Below are 22,024 nucleotides of genomic sequence, written 5' to 3'. Positions count from 1 at the left end.
GAACAAAAAATGATTGAAGTAAGGATCCATGGGAGAGGAGGCCAAGGCGTAAAGAAGAGCGCGCAAATAATTGCAAGGGCTGCATACTTAAGCGGGTTCCAGACACAGGATTTTGCCGTGTATGGAGCTGAAAGACAGGGTGCCCCAGTGACAAGCTTTGTAAGGATTGACAGGAAGCCAATTGAATTGAGGGGCTATATCTTTGAGCCTGACTTCATTATAATACTGGACGACACAATTGAAAGAAAGAAGACCTTGAGCGGAGCAAAAAAGGAAACAAAAGTCCTTATCAACTCGCACGAGAAAATCGAAAAGAAAAATTTCTGGGTTATGGACGCAACATCGATTGCACTGCAGGAGACAGGAAGGCAGACAGCAAACATTGCAATGCTTGGGGCCTTCCTGAAATTGTTCCTTGAAATCTCTTTTGAGAAACTTGAGGAAGCTGTTAGAATTGAATTGGGGGCAAAAAAGGAAGAATTAATTTCAAAGAACATGAATGCTGCAAGGAAATGCTTTGAAATGGTGAAACAATGAAGGGAAGCAGGCTAGTTGCAGAAAAAGAATTGAAGTATGAAGGCATAAAAGGAATCCCTGCTTCAATTACGGGAATGGGCGAAATGCCTGACACTGGCTCGTGGAAGATGTTAAAGCCGAAAATTGATTCAAGCAAGTGCATCAAGTGCCTGTTATGCTGGCTTCACTGCCCTGACACAGCAGTAAAGAGAATGCCTGACGACTCAATTCAATTTGATTTTCAGATATGCAAGGGTTGTGCTTCCTGCGCTGAAGTCTGCCCTGTGAAATGCATTGAAATGGTGAAAGCAAAAGGGGAATAAAGGTGAATGAATGATTGAATTGCTTGACGGAAACAGTGCTTGCGCCTGGGCTGTAAAGCTCTGCAAAGTGCAGGTAATCCCAGTATTTCCAATTACCCCTCAAACAGAATTAATGGAAATACTCTCCGAATGGAAGGCAGAAGGAAAAATTGACTTGGAGCTCCTCTTTGCAGAATCAGAGCACTCTGTGTTGAGCGCTGCATTAGGCTCTGAGATGACAGAGAACAGGACTTTCACTTCAACATCATCGCAGGGATTAATGTTAATGCATGAAATTCTTCCAATTGTTTCAGGCACAAGAATGCCTGTAGTAATGGTTAACGGCTGCAGGGCAATAGCTGCCCCAATAACTTTATGGCCTGACCATAATGATTTTCTGGCAATGAGGGATTCAGGCTGGCTTTTGTTCATGGCTGAAACAAACCAGGAACTTTTAGACTCAATTATTATTGCTTTCAAAGTCTCAGAGGACAAGAGGATTCTTCTGCCTTCACTTGTTGGAATGGATGGGTTCATTCTGTCTTACACAAGAGAGGAAGTGAATATTCCAGAACAAGAGCTTGTAGACAAATTTCTGCCTGAACTGAAACTGGAAGTGAAAATCGATTTGTGTAAGCCAATGACTTTGGGGACGCCCTGCATTGAAGAATACATGTACTTCAAGAGCCAATTACATAAAGCGCAATTGAATGCATTAAAGGCCTTGGAGGAAGCGCACAAGGAATGGTTCAAGTTGACTGGAAGGAATTATGACTTAATTGAAGAATTTTACAGCAAAGACGCGCGGGCAGTAATTGTAATGATGGGAGCAAATTCCACTATTGCAAAGGCTGCTGTAAGGCAAATGAGAAAAAAAGGAAAAAAAGCGGGATTGCTTAGAATTAGAATTCTTCGACCATTCCCTGAAGAGAAAATAAAAAATGCATTAAAGAAAGCGAAAAGGATTGCTGTAGTGGACCAGAATATTTCTGCTGGAATTTCAGGAATCCTTTATCCCGAAATTAAAGCATGTATTGCAGACGGAAAAAAGACAGTGTCAAATTACATTATTTCTCTAGGAGGAAAAATGGTTTCAGTAAAAGACTTCAAGGCAATATTCAATGAATTGCTTAAGGCAAGAAAAGAGGAGAGAAAATGGCTGATGTGAAAGCAATAGAAACAATAAAAGAAATTGGAAGAGAAGACTTCATTGGAGGAGGCACTTTTGCTTGCTCTGGCTGCCAGCCAGTACTGGGAATTAAATATGTTTTCAAGGCACTAGGAAAGAATGCAATAATGGTGAACAGCGCTGGATGCATGACCCTGACAGCAAATTATCCTTTCACTCCCTATAAAGTGAACTGGGTGCACAACGCAATAGAGAATGCTGATTCAACTGCAGCAGGAATTCTCGCAGGCCTCAAGAGAAAAGGGTTAGATAAAAAAGCAGTAATTGTGGTTTATGCAGGGGACGGGGCAACATACGACATAGGCTTTCAGGCCTTGAGCGGAATGTTTGACAGGTACGAAAACATAATTCACGTATGCTACAACAATGAGGTTTTCGCCAATACAGGCTACCAGAGGACTGCTGCAACACCATTGTATGCAAGAACTTCTACTACCCCAATTGTTGCAGGCAGGACCGAAGGAAACATTCACCCGAGAAAGCACATGACAAAAATAATGCTGGCGCATGGAGCGCCATATGTTGCAACTGCCTGCACTGCATTCCCATTGGATTTCATTAAGAAACTGCAGAAGGCAGCATCAATCAATGGCCCTAAATACATTGAATTGCTTGCGCCATGCATTCCGGGCTGGCTCTTGGACCAGGACAAAGGAAGAAAAATTGGCGAGCTAATGGTCCAGTCAGGCATATGGCCTTTGTATGAAATAGAAAACAATTTCTTCAAGGTGACAGTTCAGCCAAGGATGATTCCAATTGAAGAGGCACTCAAAATGCAGGGAAGATATGCCCACCTGAATAAAGATGAAATTGCAGTAATACAGAAGCAAATAAATGAAGAATGGGAGAAATTCAATAAGGGAGAATTCTGGAACGTGAGTGAATATTAAAACAGTTTACGAAGTAAGTACTACTGAGCGCAACGAATGTAGTACACTGACGTCAACTGGCAGAGGCGGTTGAAAAATGTTTGTGCTGGTTTACATTACTGCAAAGAATTTGAAGGAAGCAAAAAATATTGCTAAAATCCTTGTTAGAAAGCGCTTGATTGCCTGCGCCAATATTGTGCCTAAAATTAATTCAATTTATTACTGGAAGGGAAAGCTTTGCAGGGAAACAGAAACATTGATTCTGGCAAAAACAGTTGAAGTCAAGGCAGAAGAAATTGTAAGGGAAGTCAAAAAAATCCATTCTTATGAGAATCCTGCAATCTCTTTTATTCCAATCATTAAAGGCAGCAATGAATACTTTGAATGGGTCAAAGAAATGGTTGAAATAGGGGATGACTAAAATGAATTCCTTAGATTATTTTTTTAAGCCCAAGAATATTGCAGTAATTGGGGCTTCCCATGACCCTGGCAAAATAGGGCATGTGATAATGGAGAACTTCATTACCTCAAAATTCAAGGGAAAGATTGTTCCAGTCAATCCAAAACTTGGGAAAATTTTAGACCGCAAGGTTTATAGTTCAATAAAGGATGCCCCCTTCAAAATTGACTTGGCTGTAATCTGCGTTCCATCAGAATTTGTTCCTCAAACAGTAATTGAATGCGGGAAAAAGAGGGTGAAAGCATTAATTATCATCAGCGCAGGATTCCATGAGATTGGGAATGAAGAACTAACAAAGAAATTAGCTGAAGCAATGAAGAAGTTCCCCAGAATGAGGGTAATAGGCCCAAATTGCCTTGGAGTAATGCATTTAAAGCATGGAGTAGACACATTATTCCTGCCTTCATACAGGCTTGAGAGGCCCCACAACGGAAGGATTTCTTTCATAAGCCAGTCAGGAGCTTTAGGTTCAGCAATACTTGACTGGGCTTCACTGAAAGGATATGGAATAAACAAATTCATTTCTTACGGAAATGCAATGGACATAGATGAAGCAGACCTCCTTGAATACTTAGGAAAAGACAAGGAAACAAAGGTTATTGTAATTTACTTGGAGGGAGTAAAGCACGGAAGAAAGTTCTTCGAGAAAGCAAAGCTTGTGGCAAAACGCAAGCCTGTAATCTTCATTAAGGGAGGCATAACTGAAGGAGGCGCAAAAGCAACGCAAAGCCATACTGGCGCATTGGCTGGAAGCATTGAAGTATACAAGGCAATGGTAAAGCAGACAGGAATGATTGCTGCAACAACAATGGAGGAAGTATTCGATTATGCAAGGGTTTTTGAAAGAGAGCCTGTGCCTAAAGGTGACAGAGTGCAGATAATCACCAACGGAGGAGGCTACGGAGTATTAGCAACAGATGCTGTATTACAGCACGGATTGAAGTTGGCTGAAATGACACAAGAAAAGAAAGCGGAAATAAAAAAGAACTGCCCCCCTTATGCAATAATAAAGAACCCAATTGACTTAACAGGGGACGCAGACAACAAGAGATACAAGACTGTGTTGGAGGCAGTCATATCAGACCCTAATGTTGATTCACTAATTGTAATATTATTATTTCAGGTTCCAACAATTGACTCAGAGGTAATTGAGGTAGTGCAAGAAATAAGGGTAAAGCACGCAAAGCCAATGCTTGTTGTTTCTGCCGGGGGCGAGTACAGCGAAATACACAAGAAGGCATTAGAGAAAGAGGAAATAAACACCTTCAGCAGCGCATTCAATGCAGCAAAATCACTGAAGGCATTAACAGAATACTATTTCAGGCAAAGTCGCTGATCTTTTCTTTTCTTTTTTCTTTAATTCCTTTTTTTGCTTTTGCTTCAAGAATGAACTGCTCTGCTTTTTCTATTTCGTCTTCTGCTAAAAGGTCAAACAACCGCTTCATTTCGATTTCCTTGCTGAAGTTCGTTGCCCCCAAATGCTTTTCGAGCAATTGGAATCCGAGGGCGGCAATGGACTGCTTTGATTTCTGCATTTCCCTGAGCTCAGAGATTTTTTTCTTGAATTCCTGCAGGGAAAAATCCTTTTCAATTGAAAGAATTGCCTTTCCGGAGAAGCCTTCATTTATCTCCTTTAAGTCCAAATCGCCTTGCGAGAGGCCTTTTGCTAGAGTGCCTGAAAGCTTTATTCTCATCAAGGGGGTTAATTCTGAATTGTTTTCTTTCAGGCTTTCTTGAATGAATTCCTTCACTGAATTCTTTACTTCTTCCATTGAAGAATTATGGAAAGAGAATTTCTTGTAGTAAAGCCTCCTCTGTTTTTCAATTGGAGTAAAATTACAATCCATTTTTTCTGTATCAATTATTGTGAATCCTTTTGGTTTCTCTGACTCCAGTTTTTTCATTTGCGTTATAATGGTTGAGCCGCTTACAATGAAAAGGCCTTCATTCAATTTTTTTTGTGAATTCCAGTGCAAGTGGCCGTCAATGTAGTAATTAAAGCCTTTAGGCAAATGTTCAAGTGAAAGTGTAACGCTCATTTCGTCTTCTGTTGCAAGGAACTCTTTTATGGACTGGTGGAACATAAGGAAATTCTTTATTCCGTGCAATGGCTTTGGGTTCCAGAGCCTGAATACCTCCAAGGCCTTTTTTTCTGGTATGCCTCCAAGGCCGTGCACTGCAATTCTCTCTTTCCCTTTTGTTATTTCTGCTGTTTGCGCGTGCAAGTAAATTATTTTTCCTGCGCTCTCAAGCACCTGAAGAGAGTTCTTGTATTCTTTTCCTCTGTACTCGTGGGTTCCGTGGATTGCAATGATTGGAATGCCTGAGAAATGAATTTTCTTTTTCCCTGTTTCAATCGAAATATCTTCTTTTTTAATTTTTTCTGGAATTGAAAACAGCTTGAATGCCTTGTGCCAGCTTTCAGTGCTCGGGACAGAGGCATCAAATATGTCTCCTGGAATAAGGATTAAATCAATTTTTTCTTTGAGCGCCTGCTCGAATGCCTGCCTTGCATTATCATAGCTTTCTTCTTCCCTTTCAGTTTTCCTGCCAAAACCCAAGTGTAGGTCAGATATAACTGCAATCCTCATTAAGGTCTCCTTCTGGTTTTCCTGATTTGAGGAATTTTAGGTTTTCTTTTTTTTGTTTTCAATAATTTCAATTCATGCCTTAATCTGCCAAGCTCTTTCCCTTTTTCTATTTTTTCTTTTATTGCTTCATTTGCAGCGCGCAAAAGCGAAGTCCTGTATTGTTTTTCTAAAACAGAGGTTTGGGGCAATTTTATGGTTTTATCAAGTCTTTGAATATATTTAGTCAATTCTATTATTTTTCTTCTTAATTCGGCTTCCCTTCTATTCAGCATAATCAATTTTTTGCTCAAACTCCTTTAAATATGAGAGCAAAAGAGAGCCGGCTCTAATACCATAGTATTGCTTTTGTTTTTTATTGATGCAATTTCCTGCAGCGTTTTATTATTCAATTTAGTTAAAGGCAAAACCAGAGCTTTTATTCTATTGTCCTTCCGCAATTCATTCCAGAAAATTGTTTTTATTGGCTTAAAGGAATTCCACTCCAGCAGTTTCTTGAGGGTTCTATTTATTTTAGGATTCTTCTTTTCAATTAATGCAGTAATCCTGCAGCCCCTCTTCATCATCAAAATAGAGGCAGTGAAATCATCCTTTGTGCCATTGAACAGGACTGCAGCCTTTCCCTCTACACCTACTGGAAGGCCTTTAGGGCCAGAAATCTTTTTTGAATATAATAAAAGCTGCTTTTCATGCAGTTCAATGAACAATTCTTTTTTTGGCTTTGAAAGGTCTACTTTCAGGCCGGGAATTGAATCCATTATTTTTTTGCCGCACTGTACTGCAATATCCCGTGAAGAAAAGCTGTGCTCGCCCTCCCTTGAAACGCGCAGGGCAAAGCCTTCTCCCGGGAGCAGGAATTTTTTTGCGTAAGAGAAGACAGCCTGCTTAATATCAATCATGTCTTCTACATAACTTTCTTTTGTTTTTGCAATTGAGTGAATTCCAAAAATCTTTTCCAGAAGTTTTATTGTTTCCTGCCCTTTTTCTGTATATAAGAGTAGGAAGCCTTGCCCTCTAATTATTTTTTCTGCTTTTATGCCTTTTGCCTTCAGGGAGTTCTTTATGTTTTTAATTAATTTTTTAGTGAAGTAGTTTCTCACGAAATGGCTTTTTATGGCGATCTCTGAGGCAGTTTTTATTAGTAGGAGAGTTTCTTCTGGCATTTAAGAAAATATGAAAGAAAAGGAATTAAAAAACAATTAATTTTTTTGGTTTTTATTTCTTCATGCACATGAATAGAGCTCCAATCCCCAACCATATGACTATTAATGCACCCCATGAAATGTTTTGTGCGAGCCACCCCAAATCGCTTGACAGCCAGCCAAGACCTAATATGATTAGGATTATTCCGAAAACTAGACCTCCTTTTTTATCGCATACATTTGCCATAACTCTACCTCCCAAAAACGATTAAAATTGAAAAACTATTATAGTAACACATTCACCCTTTTTAATTCTTTCTGAATTCAACCCGAAAATTAGGAAAAAAAGAAAAGCTGAGGGAGGGACTCGAACCCTCGATCTCCCGCTCACGGCCCCTTTTTTCTTTTTTAAAAAGAAAAAAGTGGTACGTTGCAATTTAATTCCCGGAGGAATTAAATGCACATTAAAACCATTGGTTTTAATTGTGCCCCAAAAAAGAAAATAATAAACTGCAATTTTTTTTCTCTTTTGGATAGACCGTAGACTTTTCTCTTTTTCCTAAAAAGAGAAAAGGCTTGGGACTGCAGGCGGGTGCATGGCCTCTCTGCCACCCCAGCAACTGAATATTATCAGTTGACACTACACACTATTATTGCCCTGAAAGGACAATAATAGGATTTCGGCTGCGCCGAAAACTTGTGATTTAATTAATTATTGAGTGGGTAATTAATTAAAAAGAATAGTAATTGAAAAAAGAAAAAATAGGATTATTTGTTGTTTTTGAGTATTTCTTCCAGTCTTGGCCTGTCGAAGCCTATTATGATTTTGCCGTCTATGTCTATTACTGGCACTCCCATTTGGCCTGATTTCTTTATCATTTCTTGGGCTTTGCTCTGGTCTCTTGCAACGTCAATGTCTTGAAAGGAAACATTTTTTTGTTTGAGGTAGTCTTTTACCATATGGCAGTAAGGGCATGTTGGCGTAGAGTATACAATTACATTCATTTTATTGCCTCCGATTAAATAGCATTCAAGGAAAAGTATTTTAAAGCATTTCGAGGAAAGAATTGGTAATTGAATGCTTTTTGTATTCTTCTCTTTTTTAAGGTGAAATAATGGGTTTAAGGCCAGGAAAGTGCTATAGGAGCAAGGACAAGCCTGCGTTCTCAAGGCTAGCCATCAAGGTGCACAGGAAGAACTATATTGGCTCTGCTCCTTATGTGAAGACAAGGCAGTTTAATATGGGCAATCCATTGAAAGAATATTCTCATGTCGTTGATTTGATTGTGGGGGAAGGCATTCAGATAAGGGATAATGCCTTGGAGTCTGCAAGGATTTCAGTGAACAAGTCTATTGCAAAGCTTGCAGGAAAAGACAATTATTTCATGAAGATTAGGGTGTATCCTTATCAGATTTTGAGGGAGAACAAGCAGGCTCAAGGAGCAGGAGCAGACCGTGTTACCAAAGGCATGAGCCATGCTTACGGCAAGCCTATTGGAAGGGCTGTAAGGGTCAGGAAAGGCCAGAAGATTTTCAGCATGCTGATAGACGAGGAATTCATTGAGGCTGCAAGGAAGTCTTTGATGCAGGCACAGCCTAAGATTCCCTGCAAGCTTTCTGTGAGGGTTGGAACAGATGTTGCATCAATTGGAACAAAGCCTAAGAGGGTAAGGCTTATTGAAGAGAAAAAAGAAGAGGAAGCAAAGCCTGAGGAAGCAAAAGAGGAAAAGGCTGAAGAGAAGACAGAGAAAAAGGAAGGGAAGGCAGACAAGAAGGCTGAATTAAAGAAGGAATTAGAGAAAGACAAGGTCAAGCAAAAGATTTCAGGCGAAGAGTAAATAATGCAGCAGCTGATTTTTGTTTTGGGAAGGGACAATAAAATTTCGCTGGCAGAGATTGCATGCTATTTTAAGGTCAGGGAAATTGAATTCAATATTATTGCATTCAATGAGGACGCAGCACTAATTGAATTCCCTCGGGCAATAGATGCACAGAAGGCAATTAATGCTCTTGGAGGCACAGTAAAGATCGCAGAAGTATTGTGCAGTGCAGAGAGCGCAAAAGAATTACAGAAAGGAATGCAAGAAGGAATTGATTTCGGTTTTTTCCCGAAGAAATTCTTTTACGGGGTAAACGATTTCTCTGGGGGAAGGCATTCCGCCTTGGCTGAATATGCTTTAGTTTTTCTGAAAGGGAAGTTTAAGGAATTAAAGCTGAAGGCTGTGTTAAAGCATGCAAGGCATGAGAGGACAGAGAAGGGCTCAAGGCAGATTAATCCTTCAGATGTAATGAAATGGGATTTGATTGGGAAAGGATTAGATCTAATATTTTTTTCTCACGGAAAAGAATTGTTTGTTGGGAGGAGTATTGCCTGCTTTGATCCATTCAAATTAAAGGAAAGGGATGAAGAAAGGCCTTGCAATAAGCCCTTGGAGGCAATTTCCTTGAGGCTTGCAAGGATAATGCTTAACTTAAGCCAGGCAAATGGTGAAGGGTGCACTGTATTGGATGCTTTCTGTGGGATTGCAACAATTCCAATGGAAGCCTTGAATAATGGATTGAATGCAATTGGAATTGAAATTAATCCTGAGACTGCAGTGCAGGCGAGAAAGAACCTTGAATGGTATTCAAAGAAGTTTAATGCAAAAAATGAGTGGGAAATAATTGAAGGCGACAGCACTAAATTAAGCTCTTTCATTAAAAGGAATTCTTTTGACCAGATTGTCTCTGAGCCCCATCTGGGACCTTTGTTGAAGGAATTCCCTTCAGAGGAAAAGGCAAGGAAAATAATTTCAGGGCTTGAAGCAATTTACAGCAGATTTTTCAATGAGGCAGCAAAAGTGATGAAGTTCGAAAAAATTGCCTGCATAATCCTGCCGGTAATTCCTTCTGCGAGCGGAAAAAAATTCAGGGTGAGCGAAAAAGTTTTCCTGCAAAATTTTGTTATTTACAACCCAATGCCTGAAATTGACCCCAAAGCAGTTCCATTCCCGTACAGCGACAGAAAGAACAGGATTGAAAGGCTCATCTATTTGCTAAAGAAAAAATAATTAATTCAGGCCTTTCAACTGATTTTAGTTATATTTAAAAATCCTTGAATTCTATTTAATACGGTTTGAATGGAGAAAACAAAGGAATTCATTTTATGGTTTGACCAGACTGGAATTGAAGACGTTCCATTGGTCGGAGGCAAGAATGCTTCTTTGGGGGAAATGTACAGGAATCTTTCCTCTAAAGGCATTGCCATCCCGAACGGCTTCTGTATTACTGCTTCTGCCTACAAGCATTTCCTTGAGAAGACAGGATTGAATGAAAAGATAAAGCATGAATTGAAAGGATTGAATATCCACAGAGTAAAAGAATTAATGGAGAGAGGAGAAAAAATCAGGACTGCAATTCTGAGGTCAAAAATGCCTGAAGAATTAGAGGAAGCAATAGAGAATGCATATCATCATTTAGGGCTTCAGTACGGGCACAACCCTGACGTTGCTGTCAGGAGTTCCGCCACAGCAGAAGATTTGCCTGATGCCTCTTTTGCTGGCCAGCAGGAAACATTCTTGAATGTGAGGGGCCCAAGAGAACTCTTGGAGGCAGTGAAGAAATGTTTTGCTTCCTTGTTCACTAACAGGGCCATTTCTTACAGGGAAGACAAGGGCTTTGATCATTCCAAAGTTTTTCTTTCTGTTGGAGTGCAGAAGATGGTGCGCTCTGATATTGCCTCAAGCGGTGTAATATTCACTATTGACACTGAAACAGGATTCCAGGAAGCAATATTAATTAACAGTTCATGGGGCTTGGGCGAAAGCGTTGTGCAGGGCGCTGTTACGCCTGATGAATTCATTGTATTCAAGCCAACTTTAAGGCAGGGAAAAAAGGCAGTCTTAAGCAAGAAATTAGGAGAGAAGAGAACAAAGATTGTTTATGCCCATGATTCAAGCAAGGCAACAAAAAAGATTGAGGTATCAGAGCATGAGAGAAAGAAATTCACTTTGAGCGACGAAGAAATTCTTAAGCTTTCAAGTTGGGCTTTAATTATTGAAGAATATTATTCTTCAAAGGCAGGCAAATTCAAGCCAATGGATATTGAATTTGCCAAGGATGGGGTTACAGGAAATCTTTTCATTGTTCAGGCAAGGCCTGAGACAGTGCAGTCCCAGAAGAACAGAAATGTATTGGAAGAATTTGTATTAAAAGAAAAAGGCAGAGTGATTGTCAAAGGCGAAAGCGTTGGCTCAAAGATAGGCAAAGGAAAGGTAAGAGTGATAAAGGACGCCTCCAAAATAGAGGAATTCAAGCCAGGGGAAATCCTTGTTACCGACATGACTGACCCTGACTGGGAGCCAATAATGAAAATAGCTTCAGCGATTATAACAAATAAAGGGGGAAGAACCTGCTTTTCTGGCGACACCAAAATCTTAACAAATAAAGGGTTCAAAACCTTAAAAGAAATTTTTGATAACAAAGAAGAATTATATACTCTTTCTCTAAATAAAAACTCTCTGCAGATTGAATGGAAAAAAATTACTGCTTCAATGAAAAGATCGGCTGAACTAATTGAAGTTTCTGTTTCCCAAACAGGAAAAATGAAGGGAAACAGCTTAAAAATAACTGAAGACCATAAAGTGCCAACCTTTGATGGCTTCAATTTGGTTTCAAAAGAAATGAAAGAAATTTTAAGCGGAAAAGAAATGGTTTTATCTGTAAGCAAAATTACTGAATTAAATGAATGTTCTGAAAAGGACAAGAGAATGGCTTACTTGCTTGGAGCCATTAATACTGACGGAAGCATCTATTTGAGTAGAACCCACGGGGAGGTTCAATTCATTCAAAAACCTTCACCTGAAAAAATGGATTTTATTAATACTGTAATAAATTATTTCAGTGAACTATTCGGGAAAAAAATGGCGGTAACAGAAAAGAAAATTTCACAGGGCTATATCCGGGAAAAACAGGCGTTTGGTTCAGCCAATGCTTACAGGTGTTACAGCAAAGAGATTGCAATTCAGTTTAAAGAGGAAACACAAAATCTTGCCCAAACAATATTGCTTTCAAATAGGGAGATTGCCTTAAATTTTTTGGCTGGGGTAATTGATGGCGATGGCTCATACTCAAGAGAAAAAAACAAAGTGAACATTTATTGTTCAGAAAAAGAATTGCTTGAAGCAATAATTATAGCTTGCCTTAAAATTGAGTCATTTCCGCAGGTTTCAACCAACAGGAATATTTATAATATCCAGTTGGTGGAAGGATTAAACAAAATATTTTTATACACCAAACGGGTAAAGGGGCATCCTTTAAGGAAAAGACAGGGAACAAGATTTTTTTCTGCAAAACAATTATTAAAAGAAGTCTTAGAAAAAGTAAACTATTCGGGGCATGCCAAAGTCAGGTTTAATAAAAATCTTTTAATTTCAGACAAAGAATTGGATTCATATAAAAAAATGCTTTCCTTAGGAGAACAAAAAGAATTAGAAAAAATTTTAAATTCCAGCCTCAGAATGCTAAGAATTTCACCAGAAAGGGAATTAGGAATCCAGGACGTATATAATATCACGATTGAAGATAATCACAATTATTTTGTTTTCACCGAAAGAATGACACCAGTGATTGTTAATAATTGCCATAGCGCGATCGTGAGCAGAGAACTGGGAATTCCGTGCATTGTTGGAACAGGGAATGGAAGCGAAATAATAAAGACAGGCCAGGCAGTTACGGTTGACTGCTCGCAGGGAAGTGAAGGCTCTGTTTATGATGGAATGCTTGAATTTGAAGTCAAAAAAATCAATTTGAGTGAACTTCCTTCAACAAAAACAAAGATAATGATGAATGTAGGCAATCCGGACCAAGCCTTTGATGAAAGCCTTATTCCAAATGATGGCGTAGGCCTTGCAAGAGAGGAATTCATTATTTCTTCTTACATTAAAGTGCATCCTCTCGCCCTGCTTTACCCTGAAAGAGTGCTTGATGCAAGAGAAAAAAAAGAAATTGAAGAGCTGACGCACGGCTATAAGGATAAAAGGAAGTTCTTCATTGACAAATTGGCTGAAGGGATTGCATTAATTGGCGCAGCATTCCATCCCAAGGATGTAATTTTAAGGTTCTCTGACTTCAAGACAAATGAATACGCAGGCCTTATTGGGGGAAAATACTTTGAGCCAAAAGAAGACAATCCAATGATTGGCTGGAGGGGGGCCTCAAGATATTACGATGAAAGATACAGGGAAGGATTCCAGTTGGAGTGCGAGGCAATAAAAAAGGCAAGGAATGAAATTGGCTTGACCAATGTAAAGGTAATGGTTCCATTCTGCAGAACCCTTGAAGAAGGAAGGAAAGTTATAGAGGAAATGAAAAAGAACGGTTTAGTGCAGGGAGAGAATGGCCTTGAGGTTTACGTGATGTGCGAAATTCCCTCAAACGTAATTTTAGCAGAAGAATTCGCAGGAATATTTGATGGATTCTCCATTGGCTCTAATGATTTAACGCAATTGACTTTGGGCTTAGACAGGGACTCACAGCTTGTGTCCCATATTTACAATGAAAGGAATGACGCAGTAAAGAGATTGATTGCACAGGTTATTGCTTCAGCGAAAAAGAAGGGAAGAAAGATTGGAATATGCGGCCAGGCGCCATCAGACTTTCCTGATTTCGCGCAATTCCTGGTGCAGGAAGGAATTGACTCTATTTCTCTAAATCCAGACACCGTAATAAGAACAAGGCTTGCAATAGCAGAAGAAGAAAAAAAACTGGGAAGATAGCTTTTAAGTTTATAATTTTTTCTTATCAAAAGATTTCTCATGCTGCAATTCAACCTGGATAAAGCAATAAAAGAGATAAAAAAAGCCAAGGCAAAGAGGATTCTACTCCAGCTCCCGGAAGGCCTTAAAACAAGGGCAACTGAATTGATTGAAGAAATTCAGTCAAAAACAGGGACTGAAGTAATTGCCTTGATGGACCCGTGCTTTGGGGCCTGCGATGTTCCAGAAGAGAAGGCGTCAGTTCTTGGCGCTGACCTTATAGTTCATTTCGGCCACGAGAAATTCTTCAAGCCTAAAGTGAAGACAATTTTTGTTCCACTGCATTATGACATTGATGCAGTAAAGTGCGCTGAAAAACTGGATTTCCTCTTGAAAGGAAAAAATCTGGGGAAAATAGGATTGTGCGCTTCAATCCAGTTCATCCCAGCAATGCAGGAAATAAGAACTGAGCTGGAGAAAAAAGGATTCATTGTTTTTGTTGGAAAAGGGAACGAGCAGATTGCAGCTGACGGGCAGGTGCTGGGCTGCAATCACTCCTGCGTAAAAGACATTGAAGAAGAAAGTGATGCAATAGTTTTTCTTGGCGACGGGCATTTTCACGCTTTAGGAACAGCATTTGCCTCTCAAAAAAAGGTTTTTGCTTTCAATCCATTGAATTTGGATTTCATGAGCCTGGAGACAGAAAAAGAGTTCTGGGTGAGGAAGAGGTATGCTGTAATTGCAAAGGCAATAAAAGCAAAATCTTTTGGGATAATAATTTCAACAAAGAAAGGGCAAACGAACAAGAAGCTTGCCCAAGAAATAAAAAAGAAAATTGAAGAAAAAGGATTCAGGGCTTTCCTTCTCGCATTAGATTTGGTGAGAGCAGAATTCCTTGAGGGCGTTCAAGTTGACTGTTTTGTTAATACAGCCTGCCCGAGGCTTGCAGAAGACTTCCAGCAGTACAAGAAGGCCTTCATAAATGCAAGCGAATTGAATGAGGTGCTGAAATAATTATTTTCTTGCAGGAGTTTTTCTCGCCGGAAATTTGTAAAGCGTTTGAATGAATGCTGTCGGTTTTTTTGCCCCCCTGTCTTTTTTAATTGAAGAAAACACTCCAATGTTTCCTTTTGAAATGAATGCTTCCCAGCCTTTTGAAGTAGTTTTTCCTTTGAGGTTTCTTACAATTGAAGGGCCCGTCTCAATATACCATCCCTTGATTGTTGGTTTTGCTATAAGCCTTATTCAATAAACAGGCTTTTCTCCTTTTTTTGTTGCAATATGCATTGTGATTTCAGCTTCTTTTGCCGGGCAAAAGTCTTGGTTTAATAACAATTGGTCTGATTTTACTGCTTGGAGGGATGTCTTAAATTTTCCTGACTCAAATGTCGCACCATATCTTGTTCCTGCTTCTTTTCCTTTTTGGGGTATTACTGAAGCCTGAAAACCCAAGCTCAAAATATTATTGTTTGCGTTAACTATCTGTTGGGCTGCCCTCATTGTTAAAAGGTCCCTTTGGCTTACATTAGGTGAAGCATCTAATTTTAATTCAAAAACGCCTTTTTTTCTTTTTGGGTCAGTGCTTCCAATGTCTAAAACAATTCTTTTTCCGGTTACTTTGCTTCCTTCTGTGTCGAATTCGAACCCTGCTTTTGTGGGCCCGATGTTTTGAGATACTGTGTGGGAAGCGCCAGGAATTTGAGCAAACAAGTTTTTTGGAACAACAAGAGAACCAATCCCTAAAACAAACACTGTTCCTAATGTTGCTGCAACTTTAGGATGTTTAACGCAAAAATTAATTAAATGAGCAATAGTTTTGAATTTCATATCATAATTCCCCCCAGTTAATTATATTAAAATATGATTCAGTTTAAATTCTTTGCCTGCATTATTTTTTTAGGAGGAATTTTAATGAGTAAAATTAGGAAACTTATTTCAAAGATTGACCCTATGTCGCCAGCGAATAGGGCGAAGAGGGCAATAGGGAGGGCTAACAGGGTAACAAAAGCTGAGGGCAGAAAGATTGGAGAAGAAAGGAGAAAAAGAGGCCTTAATTGGTAGTCATTCCTCTTTTGTTTCTATGAGTGTGCCTGTGAAGTCATTGCCTCTGAGGGCGCTCTCGAAGTTTTCTGGGTCTGTTGCGTTCAATACCATGGCCTTGATTTTGCTTCTGTTTAATATCATGCAGGTTACTGCGTCAATGATTACGTTTGCCCCTGGAAGCCTTGTGTCAGTCCTGAACATTAATCTTAGGAGCCTGTCATGATTCATTTTCGAAATGAGTTTTGCGCTGGAGTCTTCCTTTGGGTCTGAGGTGTAAATGCCGTCCTGGTTTGAGAGGTTTACAAAGGTTCCTTCAAGGAATTCTGAGAGAAGGGCTGCAACAGTGTCTGTTGTGAATCCCGGAATTAGGCCTCCATAAACAGGAATTTTCCCTGAATTGATTATGTCTTTTGAGGAGTAAATCCTTGTCTGAACTTCAGGGTGAGCTTCATCTAATGCGTGAATGAGCATTGCAGCATTTATTCTCGTGACATTTATTGCCATTTCGTCCAAAAGGAAATTGTTTGTTGTGCCCAAAAGCTTGGCTGAGGCAAGGTAGTCTCTTGCTATTTTGCCTCCTCCTACTACTGCAGCGAACTTGAAGCCTTCTTTTTTGAGGTTGGAGATAGAATTAGCAATTTTTGCTAAGAGATTGAAGTTCACTTTGTCTTTTATTAGTGCGGAGCCTCCAACTGAGACAACAAAAATTCTTTCTGCCTCTAATTGTGCTGGATACTGGTCTTGCCCCTGCCCTGCATTCTCTGCGTTCTGCTCGAACATCTTGAACATGTCGAACATTAAATCACTTCCAAATATTTTTATGCATAGGAATATAAAAACTTTATTAATTAAATTGATTAAAAGGCTTAATATGTGCCAGAAAATTTTGCATGCAACTGATTCTGTTCCAGCTTAGCCTTCGGTTTAATTTTTCTGAGTGGTATTGGATGGTTGAAGACTCTGACGTAAGCTTATTCAAAAAGAAGTTGAAGAAATTAAAGGAATTCAAGGGGAAAGGCACTGAACTGATTACTTTATACATTCCCCCCGGAGCCGACAGGAGCTCTGTAATGGGCCAGCTGACAGAAGAATTAAGCCAGTCCTCGAACATTAAAAGCCCTACCACAAGAAAGAATGTGCAGTCAGCAATCAGGAGGATTAATTCCTTCCTTAAGTCAATTGACTTCAAAATTCCAGAAAACGGGATTGTTTTATTCTGCGGGAATGTCTCAGAGGTTGAAGGCAGGCCTGACATCAGAATGTTTGTTTTAAGGCCAATAGATAAACTGAAGACTAAATTGTATTGGTGTGACGATCAATTTCATTTGGCTCCTTTAGAAGAAATGATTAAGCCTTCAGAAATTTACGGTCTGGTGGTAATAGACAAGCGAGAGGCAACAATCGCCCTGCTGAAAGGAAAGAGATATGAAATTTTAGGCAGATTCACTTCAGGCGTTGCAGGTAAAACGCGTGCTGGGGGGCAGAGCAGCGTTCGCTTTGAAAGATTAAGGGAGGAGGCAGCACAGGAATTCTTTAAGAGGGTGAGCGAGAAAATGAATTCTGCTTTTTTGCCTTCAGAGAAAGAACTCAAAGGATTAATAATTGGGGGTCCAGGAATGACAAAAAACGAGTTCCTGAATGTCGGCACATTAGATTCAAGGCTCAAGCAGAAAGTGATAGGAATAGTGGACACATCCTACACAGATGAATCAGGCATAAGGGAGATATTCTTCAAGTCAGAGGAAATATTGAAGGACACTGAAATAATAAAAGAGAAAAAAATTCTTGGAAGATTTCTGGAAGAAATCGTGAAGAATGGACTAGTTGCTTATGGTCAGCAAGAAGTAGAGGAAGCACTGAATTTAGGTAAGGCGAAGACATTGCTTGTCTCTGAGGGAATTGAATGGATTGTGTACAAGATTCAGTGCACTGCATGCAATTCCTTCGAGGAAGTTATTGTGAAGAATCCGGATAATTTTGATGAAGCCAAAATCAAGTGCTCCAAGTGCAGTTCCTCAACTCAAATAGAATTATTGGAGGAAATTGATTACATTGATTTCCTTATCGAGAAAGCGCACGCAATCCACGCAGAAACACGGGTCATTTCAGTTGATACAAGCGAGGGCGAACAATTCCTGAAAGGCTTTGGGGGCATAGGGGCCTTTTTAAGGTACAAGTAAATGATTTCAAGCTTTGCTTGAAAATAGTTTCAAAGCAAAACTTTGAAAATTTTTAGGCTTTGCCTAAAATATTTAAATTTTAGTAAAAATTTAAATGATTTAAAATGCAGGAAAATTTTTATTCTACTTCAACGCCTGGAATCAAGGGCAGGATAAAGCAAAGGATAGCTGACTTCAATGTAAAAGAAATTGGCCTGAATGGAAAAGTGTGCGGCATTACATTGGATGAAAAAAAATTGTCTGAATTCATGCCTTTAATTGTCCCAGAAAACCCCGAGAAAAAAGATTACCTGATTCTTACAATGGAAAAATTCAATTTGGACTTGAATGAGGCAATAAAAAGGATTGCAAGATTCAATTACTTGAGCCATAAAAGGATAAGCTATGCAGGAATGAAAGACAAGAGGGCAATTACCTCGCAGAAGATTTCTTTTTACAGGCCTGATCCTGAGAGATTGGAGCAGTTCAAAAGCAAGTTTGTCAGGCTGAGGGAGCCTGAATGGAGTGAAAAAAAAATTGAGATAGGAGACCTTAATGGGAATATCTTTGAAATTACTGTAAGGGACATTGAATTGAGTGAAATTGAAACAAAAAAGAGGTTGAGCGACTGCATTGCTGAAATGAAGGAAGGGATTGCAAATTATTTTGGAGAGCAGAGGTTTGGGGGCGTAAGGCAGGTGACCCATTTGGTGGGCAAAGAATTTGTCAGAGGAAACTTTGAAGGTGCAGTAATGCTTTACCTTACAAGAACAAGCGAGAGAGAGGAAGCACAGGCAACAATTGCAAGGGAGAACTTGAAGACTTCAGGAAACTTCAGCAGGGCAGTAAAAGAATTCCCTGTAAAGTACAGCTATGAGAGGGCAATACTTAATTATTTAATTAAAAAACCTGAAGACTTCATTGGGGCTTTCAGGGTCCTGCCAAAGGGATTAAGGTATTTGTTTGTCCATGCTTTTCAGGCATTCCTTTTCAATAAAGTCATAAATGAGAGAATCAAGGAAGGGATTGGATTAAAGGCAGTTGAAGGGGATGTATTGATTGAAGGCTTTCCTTCAGCGCCATTGTACGGCTTTGAAACAGTATTCGCTTCAGGGAAAGCAGGGGAAATAGAAAAAAAGGTTTTGGGGGAGGAAGGCCTTTCCCTAAAGCAGTTTTACGTGAAGGACATGAAGGAGATGAGTTCAAAAGGCGCAAGAAAGAAAATTATTTTAATCCCAAAGAACCTTAAATTGTTAGAGGTAAAGGAAGACGAGTTCAATGAAGGAAAATTAAAGGCAATAATTTCGTTTGAATTGAATAAAGGGGATTACGCTACAACAGTTTTAAGGGAATTGATGAAGAATGAATGAGCTCTTCTGGTTTGTTTTTCCTTTGATAACAGGGATTATTTCCATTCACTTTTTCGAGAAATGGAGCAGGAAAAACAAATTTGCTTTGGGCATTGACATAAATAAACTGGACCAGAGGAAAACCCCTGAGTCAACAGGAATTGTGGTCCTTGCTGCATTATGGGCTTCCGTGGTTTTGTTTTTTTATTTGAATGATGTTAACCCACTTTTTCTTGGCTGGCTTCTGCTGCTTTCTGTTTTTTCTTTAGTGGGGTTTGCTGACGACACAAAGCATAAATGGGCAGCAAAAACAATTCCCTGGGCTGTAAGGGCAATCCCTATTGCCCTTGTCTCCCTTGCTTTTGCTTTCTTTTTTGCGCCCTCAATTTATTGGGTCATTCCATTGGCGCTATATATTGCGCTCATTGCCTCTCTCCATAATACTTTTGCAGGATTGAATGGCTGGGAGGTTGGAAGCACTTACATTATCAGCCTTGCAGTAGTCTTCCTTCTTGCCGCAACGCAGTTCCTGCCTTTGGCTTTGATTCTGTCAGGATTGATTCTTGGCCTACTTTTATTCAACCGCTTTCCTGCAAGGGTTTTTCCAGGAGACTCAAGCACTCTATTGTTTGGCTCTGCAGTTGCTGCACTGTTTGTAATGCAAAAAAATTATTATTTTATGATTCTTCTATTGCTTTTTTATTTGCCTCACATAATAGACTTTTTTGTTCTTAAGCTTCTTACAAATATGAGGGACCCTTCGCAGGCCAAGACAAGGCCTTACAAGGTCCTGGGAAATGAAAGGCTTGCAATTCCTTCCTATAAGGACAAAAGAATCAGATATGATTTTGCCAAGCTTGTAATAAAAATTTTTGGGCCATTAAAGGAATGGCAGGTTGTTGCAATTATTTGGATTATTGTTGCAGTGAACTGCGTTTTCTGGCTAATATTTTTTGGAATGATGAAGTTCTGATTCTTTGGCTTCCACCTTGAATGCAAATGCAATTATTAAGCTTAAGATTGTTGGAATAATCAGCCTTACAACATCGTAAAGAATTAGTACTGCGCCTATCTGGCTCACCTGGAGTGAGGTCACAAGCCTTGAAACCATGTTAAGGTAAGTGAAGCCAATGAATTCCACTACCCCTATGCCCCTTGGAAGGAAAGGCGTTCTCTCCAAAACTGAAATTAACACGAAGAGCACAAGTATTGGAATAAGGCCTAAATTCTTTTCTTCAGGCAGGACTGCAAAGAAGGTGAATTGCAGTGCAAGGAATTCAAAAACCCATGATAAAAAGCCTAAAAGGAAAACATAGATTATTGCGTTTAACGAAAACTTTTTCATGTAACTGGAATAATCCAAAAAGAATTTCCCTATCTTTTCAAATAATGGAATTATCCTTCCAAGCCTTTTGAAAAACTGCGATAGCTTTATGCTTATTCTTTTATTCAACGGCAGAAGGAATAAAGTGCTTGCCAGCAGTATTACAATGAAGCCGCTTATTAGACTAAAGAAGATAACCGAGTCTATGACCTGCCTGGACAAAAACATCAGTATGACCAAGATGAACACTATTGCAATTACAAGAAATTTAGTTCCTTTTGCTGTCATGCTTGCGGCAATTGACTTGAAATATGAAAGCTGAAAGTGCTTTTTCAGGCTTATTGAACGCAATGCGTCAGTGCCTAATTGCACTGGCGTCAGGGCTCCATAAAGAGAGCTAAACCCCACAAGGAAAAGATTTTTATAGGAAATTGGAGTAAATTTTCTTACAAGGAAAGCCCATGAAATAACCCATAAGAGCACTCCCAAAAGAAAGAAAATGCATGCCAGTGTAAAAAATATGAGGTTATTGAACCCGAGTTTGACTAAAGACTTGGCTGCATTAGTGTAAAAGGCAATTATTCCAATTACTGCAAGGACAAGGATGAGGGAGACAATGCTTTTCTGGATTAATTCCTCCAATTAAAAAACCTTTTTTTTATTTCACTTTTCCTGCTACAGAATTGACGTTCTGGATTATTGTGTCTGCATCAGGATACATTGCCTTGAGCAATAAATAAGCTGTTCGAATCATCTCGCTTTCAGTGTTTGCTTTCACTGTCACCAAATAATTTTTCTCTATTATTATTTCTGGTTTCTTTAATTTAGGGTCAGGTTTGGTGAACATAAATTTTATTGCGTCCTCCTGCAAAAGCAGGGAATTGCATTCCTCTGCTGTTATCTGCTTGTTCTCCCTTTTCTGGCCTAAATTGGTCTGGCAGTAAGCAAAATTTCCTTTATCGTCGTAAACCTTTATTACGCTGACAACATTCTTGTCCTTTGCATTCAGAACAGCAACAAAAGCAGTATTCACTGAATTGATTGCGTCACTGTTCTCCTGGCCTTCAGTCCAATCATTCACAATCAAGTAAATGTAATAGCTGTTCAGCCCCCTAATATACTCTATCGGCTGGGAAAAATAATTTGATTCAAACACAATGCCTTCAGCTTCCTCCTTGTACAAGTAATACTGCCCTTTTTCAGGGAACAGAAAAATTGCCACAAGAACCAAAACAATTGCAATAACCACAATTGCCGAAAAAATGGCCCACTTTTTTGCTGTTTTTTTCAAGGCAGTCCACCCAAAAAAATCATAAAAAGAATTTCTGGTGGGAAAACTTTTTTTAATA

At 39.3% G+C, this 22,024-nt stretch carries 24 protein-coding genes and 1 tRNA gene; 15 read left to right on the top strand and 10 right to left on the bottom strand.

The annotated features are described in order from the left end of the window. Positions 1–9 precede the first annotated feature (9 nt). The 6 genes from AB1467_01205 to AB1467_01180 all read left to right on the top strand — a co-directional run bounded on the left by AB1467_01205 (position 10) and on the right by AB1467_01180 (position 4,672). A complete protein-coding gene (locus AB1467_01205) occupies positions 10–537 on the top strand; it encodes a 2-oxoacid:acceptor oxidoreductase family protein (protein ID MEW6294896.1) in 528 nt (175 codons plus the stop codon). Then, positions 534–839 (top strand): 4Fe-4S dicluster-binding protein, encoded by a 306-nt coding sequence (locus tag AB1467_01200; GenBank protein ID MEW6294895.1) that lies wholly within the window; start codon positions 534–536, stop codon positions 837–839. The genes AB1467_01205 and AB1467_01200 overlap by 4 nt, the downstream gene beginning before the upstream one ends. 10 nt (positions 840–849) lie before the next feature. Next, positions 850–1,986 (top strand): transketolase C-terminal domain-containing protein, encoded by a 1,137-nt coding sequence (locus AB1467_01195; GenBank protein ID MEW6294894.1) that lies wholly within the window; start codon positions 850–852, stop codon positions 1,984–1,986. After that, entirely contained in the window at positions 1,974–2,897 is a 924-nt protein-coding gene (locus AB1467_01190; GenBank protein MEW6294893.1) for a thiamine pyrophosphate-dependent enzyme, read from the top strand. The genes AB1467_01195 and AB1467_01190 overlap by 13 nt, the downstream gene beginning before the upstream one ends. Positions 2,898–2,973: 76 nt before the next feature. Then, the gene (gene cutA, locus AB1467_01185) at positions 2,974–3,297 is read left to right on the top strand and encodes a divalent-cation tolerance protein CutA (GenBank protein MEW6294892.1); all 324 of its coding nucleotides are present in this window, start codon (positions 2,974–2,976) and stop codon (positions 3,295–3,297) included. A gap of 1 nt (position 3,298) precedes the next feature. Next, on the top strand, positions 3,299–4,672 hold the full coding sequence (locus AB1467_01180; protein ID MEW6294891.1) for a CoA-binding protein: 1,374 nt from the start codon (positions 3,299–3,301) through the stop codon (positions 4,670–4,672). On the opposite strand, the gene AB1467_01175 is transcribed toward AB1467_01180, so the two are convergent. The 6 genes from AB1467_01175 to AB1467_01150 all read right to left on the bottom strand — a co-directional run bounded on the left by AB1467_01175 (position 4,656) and on the right by AB1467_01150 (position 8,071). Then, complete coding sequence (locus AB1467_01175; GenBank protein MEW6294890.1) at positions 4,656–5,927, bottom strand: DNA repair exonuclease; 1,272 nt, start codon at positions 5,925–5,927, stop codon at positions 4,656–4,658. The genes AB1467_01180 and AB1467_01175 overlap by 17 nt on opposite strands. After that, a complete protein-coding gene (locus AB1467_01170) occupies positions 5,927–6,205 on the bottom strand; it encodes a hypothetical protein (GenBank protein MEW6294889.1) in 279 nt (92 codons plus the stop codon). Before AB1467_01170 ends, AB1467_01175 begins: the two co-directional genes overlap by 1 nt. 18 nt (positions 6,206–6,223) lie before the next feature. Beyond that, the gene (locus tag AB1467_01165; protein ID MEW6294888.1) at positions 6,224–7,087 is read right to left on the bottom strand and encodes a THUMP domain-containing protein; all 864 of its coding nucleotides are present in this window, start codon (positions 7,085–7,087) and stop codon (positions 6,224–6,226) included. A gap of 52 nt (positions 7,088–7,139) precedes the next feature. Further along, a complete protein-coding gene (locus AB1467_01160; GenBank protein MEW6294887.1) occupies positions 7,140–7,313 on the bottom strand; it encodes a hypothetical protein in 174 nt (57 codons plus the stop codon). A 105-nt stretch (positions 7,314–7,418) separates the two neighbouring features. Further along, positions 7,419–7,684, bottom strand: a tRNA-Cys gene (locus AB1467_01155). 150 nt (positions 7,685–7,834) lie between these two features. Then, on the bottom strand, positions 7,835–8,071 hold the full coding sequence (locus AB1467_01150; protein ID MEW6294886.1) for a glutaredoxin domain-containing protein: 237 nt from the start codon (positions 8,069–8,071) through the stop codon (positions 7,835–7,837). A 110-nt stretch (positions 8,072–8,181) separates the two neighbouring features. Here AB1467_01150 and AB1467_01145 point away from each other — a divergent pair, with 110 nt between their 5' ends. From AB1467_01145 to AB1467_01125, 5 genes are all read left to right on the top strand, one after another. After that, positions 8,182–8,904, top strand: coding sequence for a 50S ribosomal protein L16 (locus AB1467_01145; GenBank protein ID MEW6294885.1), 723 nt, complete (start codon positions 8,182–8,184; stop codon positions 8,902–8,904). Positions 8,905–8,907: 3 nt separating this feature from the next. Beyond that, the gene (locus tag AB1467_01140) at positions 8,908–10,116 is read left to right on the top strand and encodes a DNA methyltransferase (protein MEW6294884.1); all 1,209 of its coding nucleotides are present in this window, start codon (positions 8,908–8,910) and stop codon (positions 10,114–10,116) included. A gap of 69 nt (positions 10,117–10,185) precedes the next feature. Then, positions 10,186–13,821, top strand: a complete 3,636-nt coding sequence (gene ppsA / locus AB1467_01135) for a phosphoenolpyruvate synthase (GenBank protein ID MEW6294883.1) — start codon at positions 10,186–10,188, stop codon at positions 13,819–13,821. A 39-nt stretch (positions 13,822–13,860) separates the two neighbouring features. After that, positions 13,861–14,814, top strand: a complete 954-nt coding sequence (dph2, locus tag AB1467_01130; protein MEW6294882.1) for a diphthamide biosynthesis enzyme Dph2 — start codon at positions 13,861–13,863, stop codon at positions 14,812–14,814. Between the two features lie 49 nt (positions 14,815–14,863). After that, entirely contained in the window at positions 14,864–15,052 is a 189-nt protein-coding gene (locus AB1467_01125) for a hypothetical protein (GenBank protein MEW6294881.1), read from the top strand. On the opposite strand, the gene AB1467_01120 is transcribed toward AB1467_01125, so the two are convergent. Beyond that, a complete protein-coding gene (locus AB1467_01120) occupies positions 15,046–15,627 on the bottom strand; it encodes a hypothetical protein (protein ID MEW6294880.1) in 582 nt (193 codons plus the stop codon). The genes AB1467_01125 and AB1467_01120 overlap by 7 nt on opposite strands. 84 nt (positions 15,628–15,711) lie before the next feature. Between AB1467_01120 and AB1467_01115 the strand changes: the two genes are divergently transcribed. Then, positions 15,712–15,861 carry a hypothetical protein gene (locus AB1467_01115; protein MEW6294879.1) on the top strand — a complete coding sequence of 50 codons (150 nt, stop codon included), beginning with the start codon at positions 15,712–15,714 and terminating at the stop codon, positions 15,859–15,861. Here the strand turns inward: AB1467_01115 and pyrH are convergent, their stop codons facing one another. Continuing rightward, positions 15,862–16,641: a UMP kinase gene (pyrH, locus tag AB1467_01110; GenBank protein ID MEW6294878.1), complete on the bottom strand. Its 780-nt coding sequence runs from the start codon at positions 16,639–16,641 to the stop codon at positions 15,862–15,864. Positions 16,642–16,790: 149 nt separating this feature from the next. Here pyrH and prf1 point away from each other — a divergent pair, with 149 nt between their 5' ends. The 3 genes from prf1 (at position 16,791) to AB1467_01095 (ending at position 20,324) form a co-directional block, all read left to right on the top strand. Beyond that, positions 16,791–18,023: a peptide chain release factor aRF-1 gene (prf1, locus tag AB1467_01105; protein MEW6294877.1), complete on the top strand. Its 1,233-nt coding sequence runs from the start codon at positions 16,791–16,793 to the stop codon at positions 18,021–18,023. Between the two features lie 104 nt (positions 18,024–18,127). Next, complete coding sequence (truD, locus tag AB1467_01100; GenBank protein ID MEW6294876.1) at positions 18,128–19,372, top strand: tRNA pseudouridine(13) synthase TruD; 1,245 nt, start codon at positions 18,128–18,130, stop codon at positions 19,370–19,372. Next, positions 19,365–20,324 (top strand): hypothetical protein, encoded by a 960-nt coding sequence (locus AB1467_01095; GenBank protein MEW6294875.1) that lies wholly within the window; start codon positions 19,365–19,367, stop codon positions 20,322–20,324. Before truD ends, AB1467_01095 begins: the two co-directional genes overlap by 8 nt. On the opposite strand, the gene AB1467_01090 is transcribed toward AB1467_01095, so the two are convergent. Together AB1467_01090 and AB1467_01085 are read right to left on the bottom strand one after the other, a co-directional pair. Next, the gene (locus AB1467_01090; protein ID MEW6294874.1) at positions 20,295–21,317 is read right to left on the bottom strand and encodes a flippase-like domain-containing protein; all 1,023 of its coding nucleotides are present in this window, start codon (positions 21,315–21,317) and stop codon (positions 20,295–20,297) included. The two genes, AB1467_01095 and AB1467_01090, sit on opposite strands and share 30 nt — an antisense overlap. 16 nt (positions 21,318–21,333) lie before the next feature. Next, positions 21,334–21,966: a hypothetical protein gene (locus AB1467_01085; GenBank protein MEW6294873.1), complete on the bottom strand. Its 633-nt coding sequence runs from the start codon at positions 21,964–21,966 to the stop codon at positions 21,334–21,336. Between the last annotated feature and the right edge of the window lie 58 nt (positions 21,967–22,024).

It is taken from the genome of Candidatus Diapherotrites archaeon, from assembly GCA_040755695.1.
GTDB lineage: Archaea > Iainarchaeota > Iainarchaeia > Iainarchaeales > 1-14-0-10-31-34 > JBFMAK01.
Note: the sequence above shows the minus strand (reverse complement) of the source record. Positions and strands in the feature narration are given on the sequence as shown.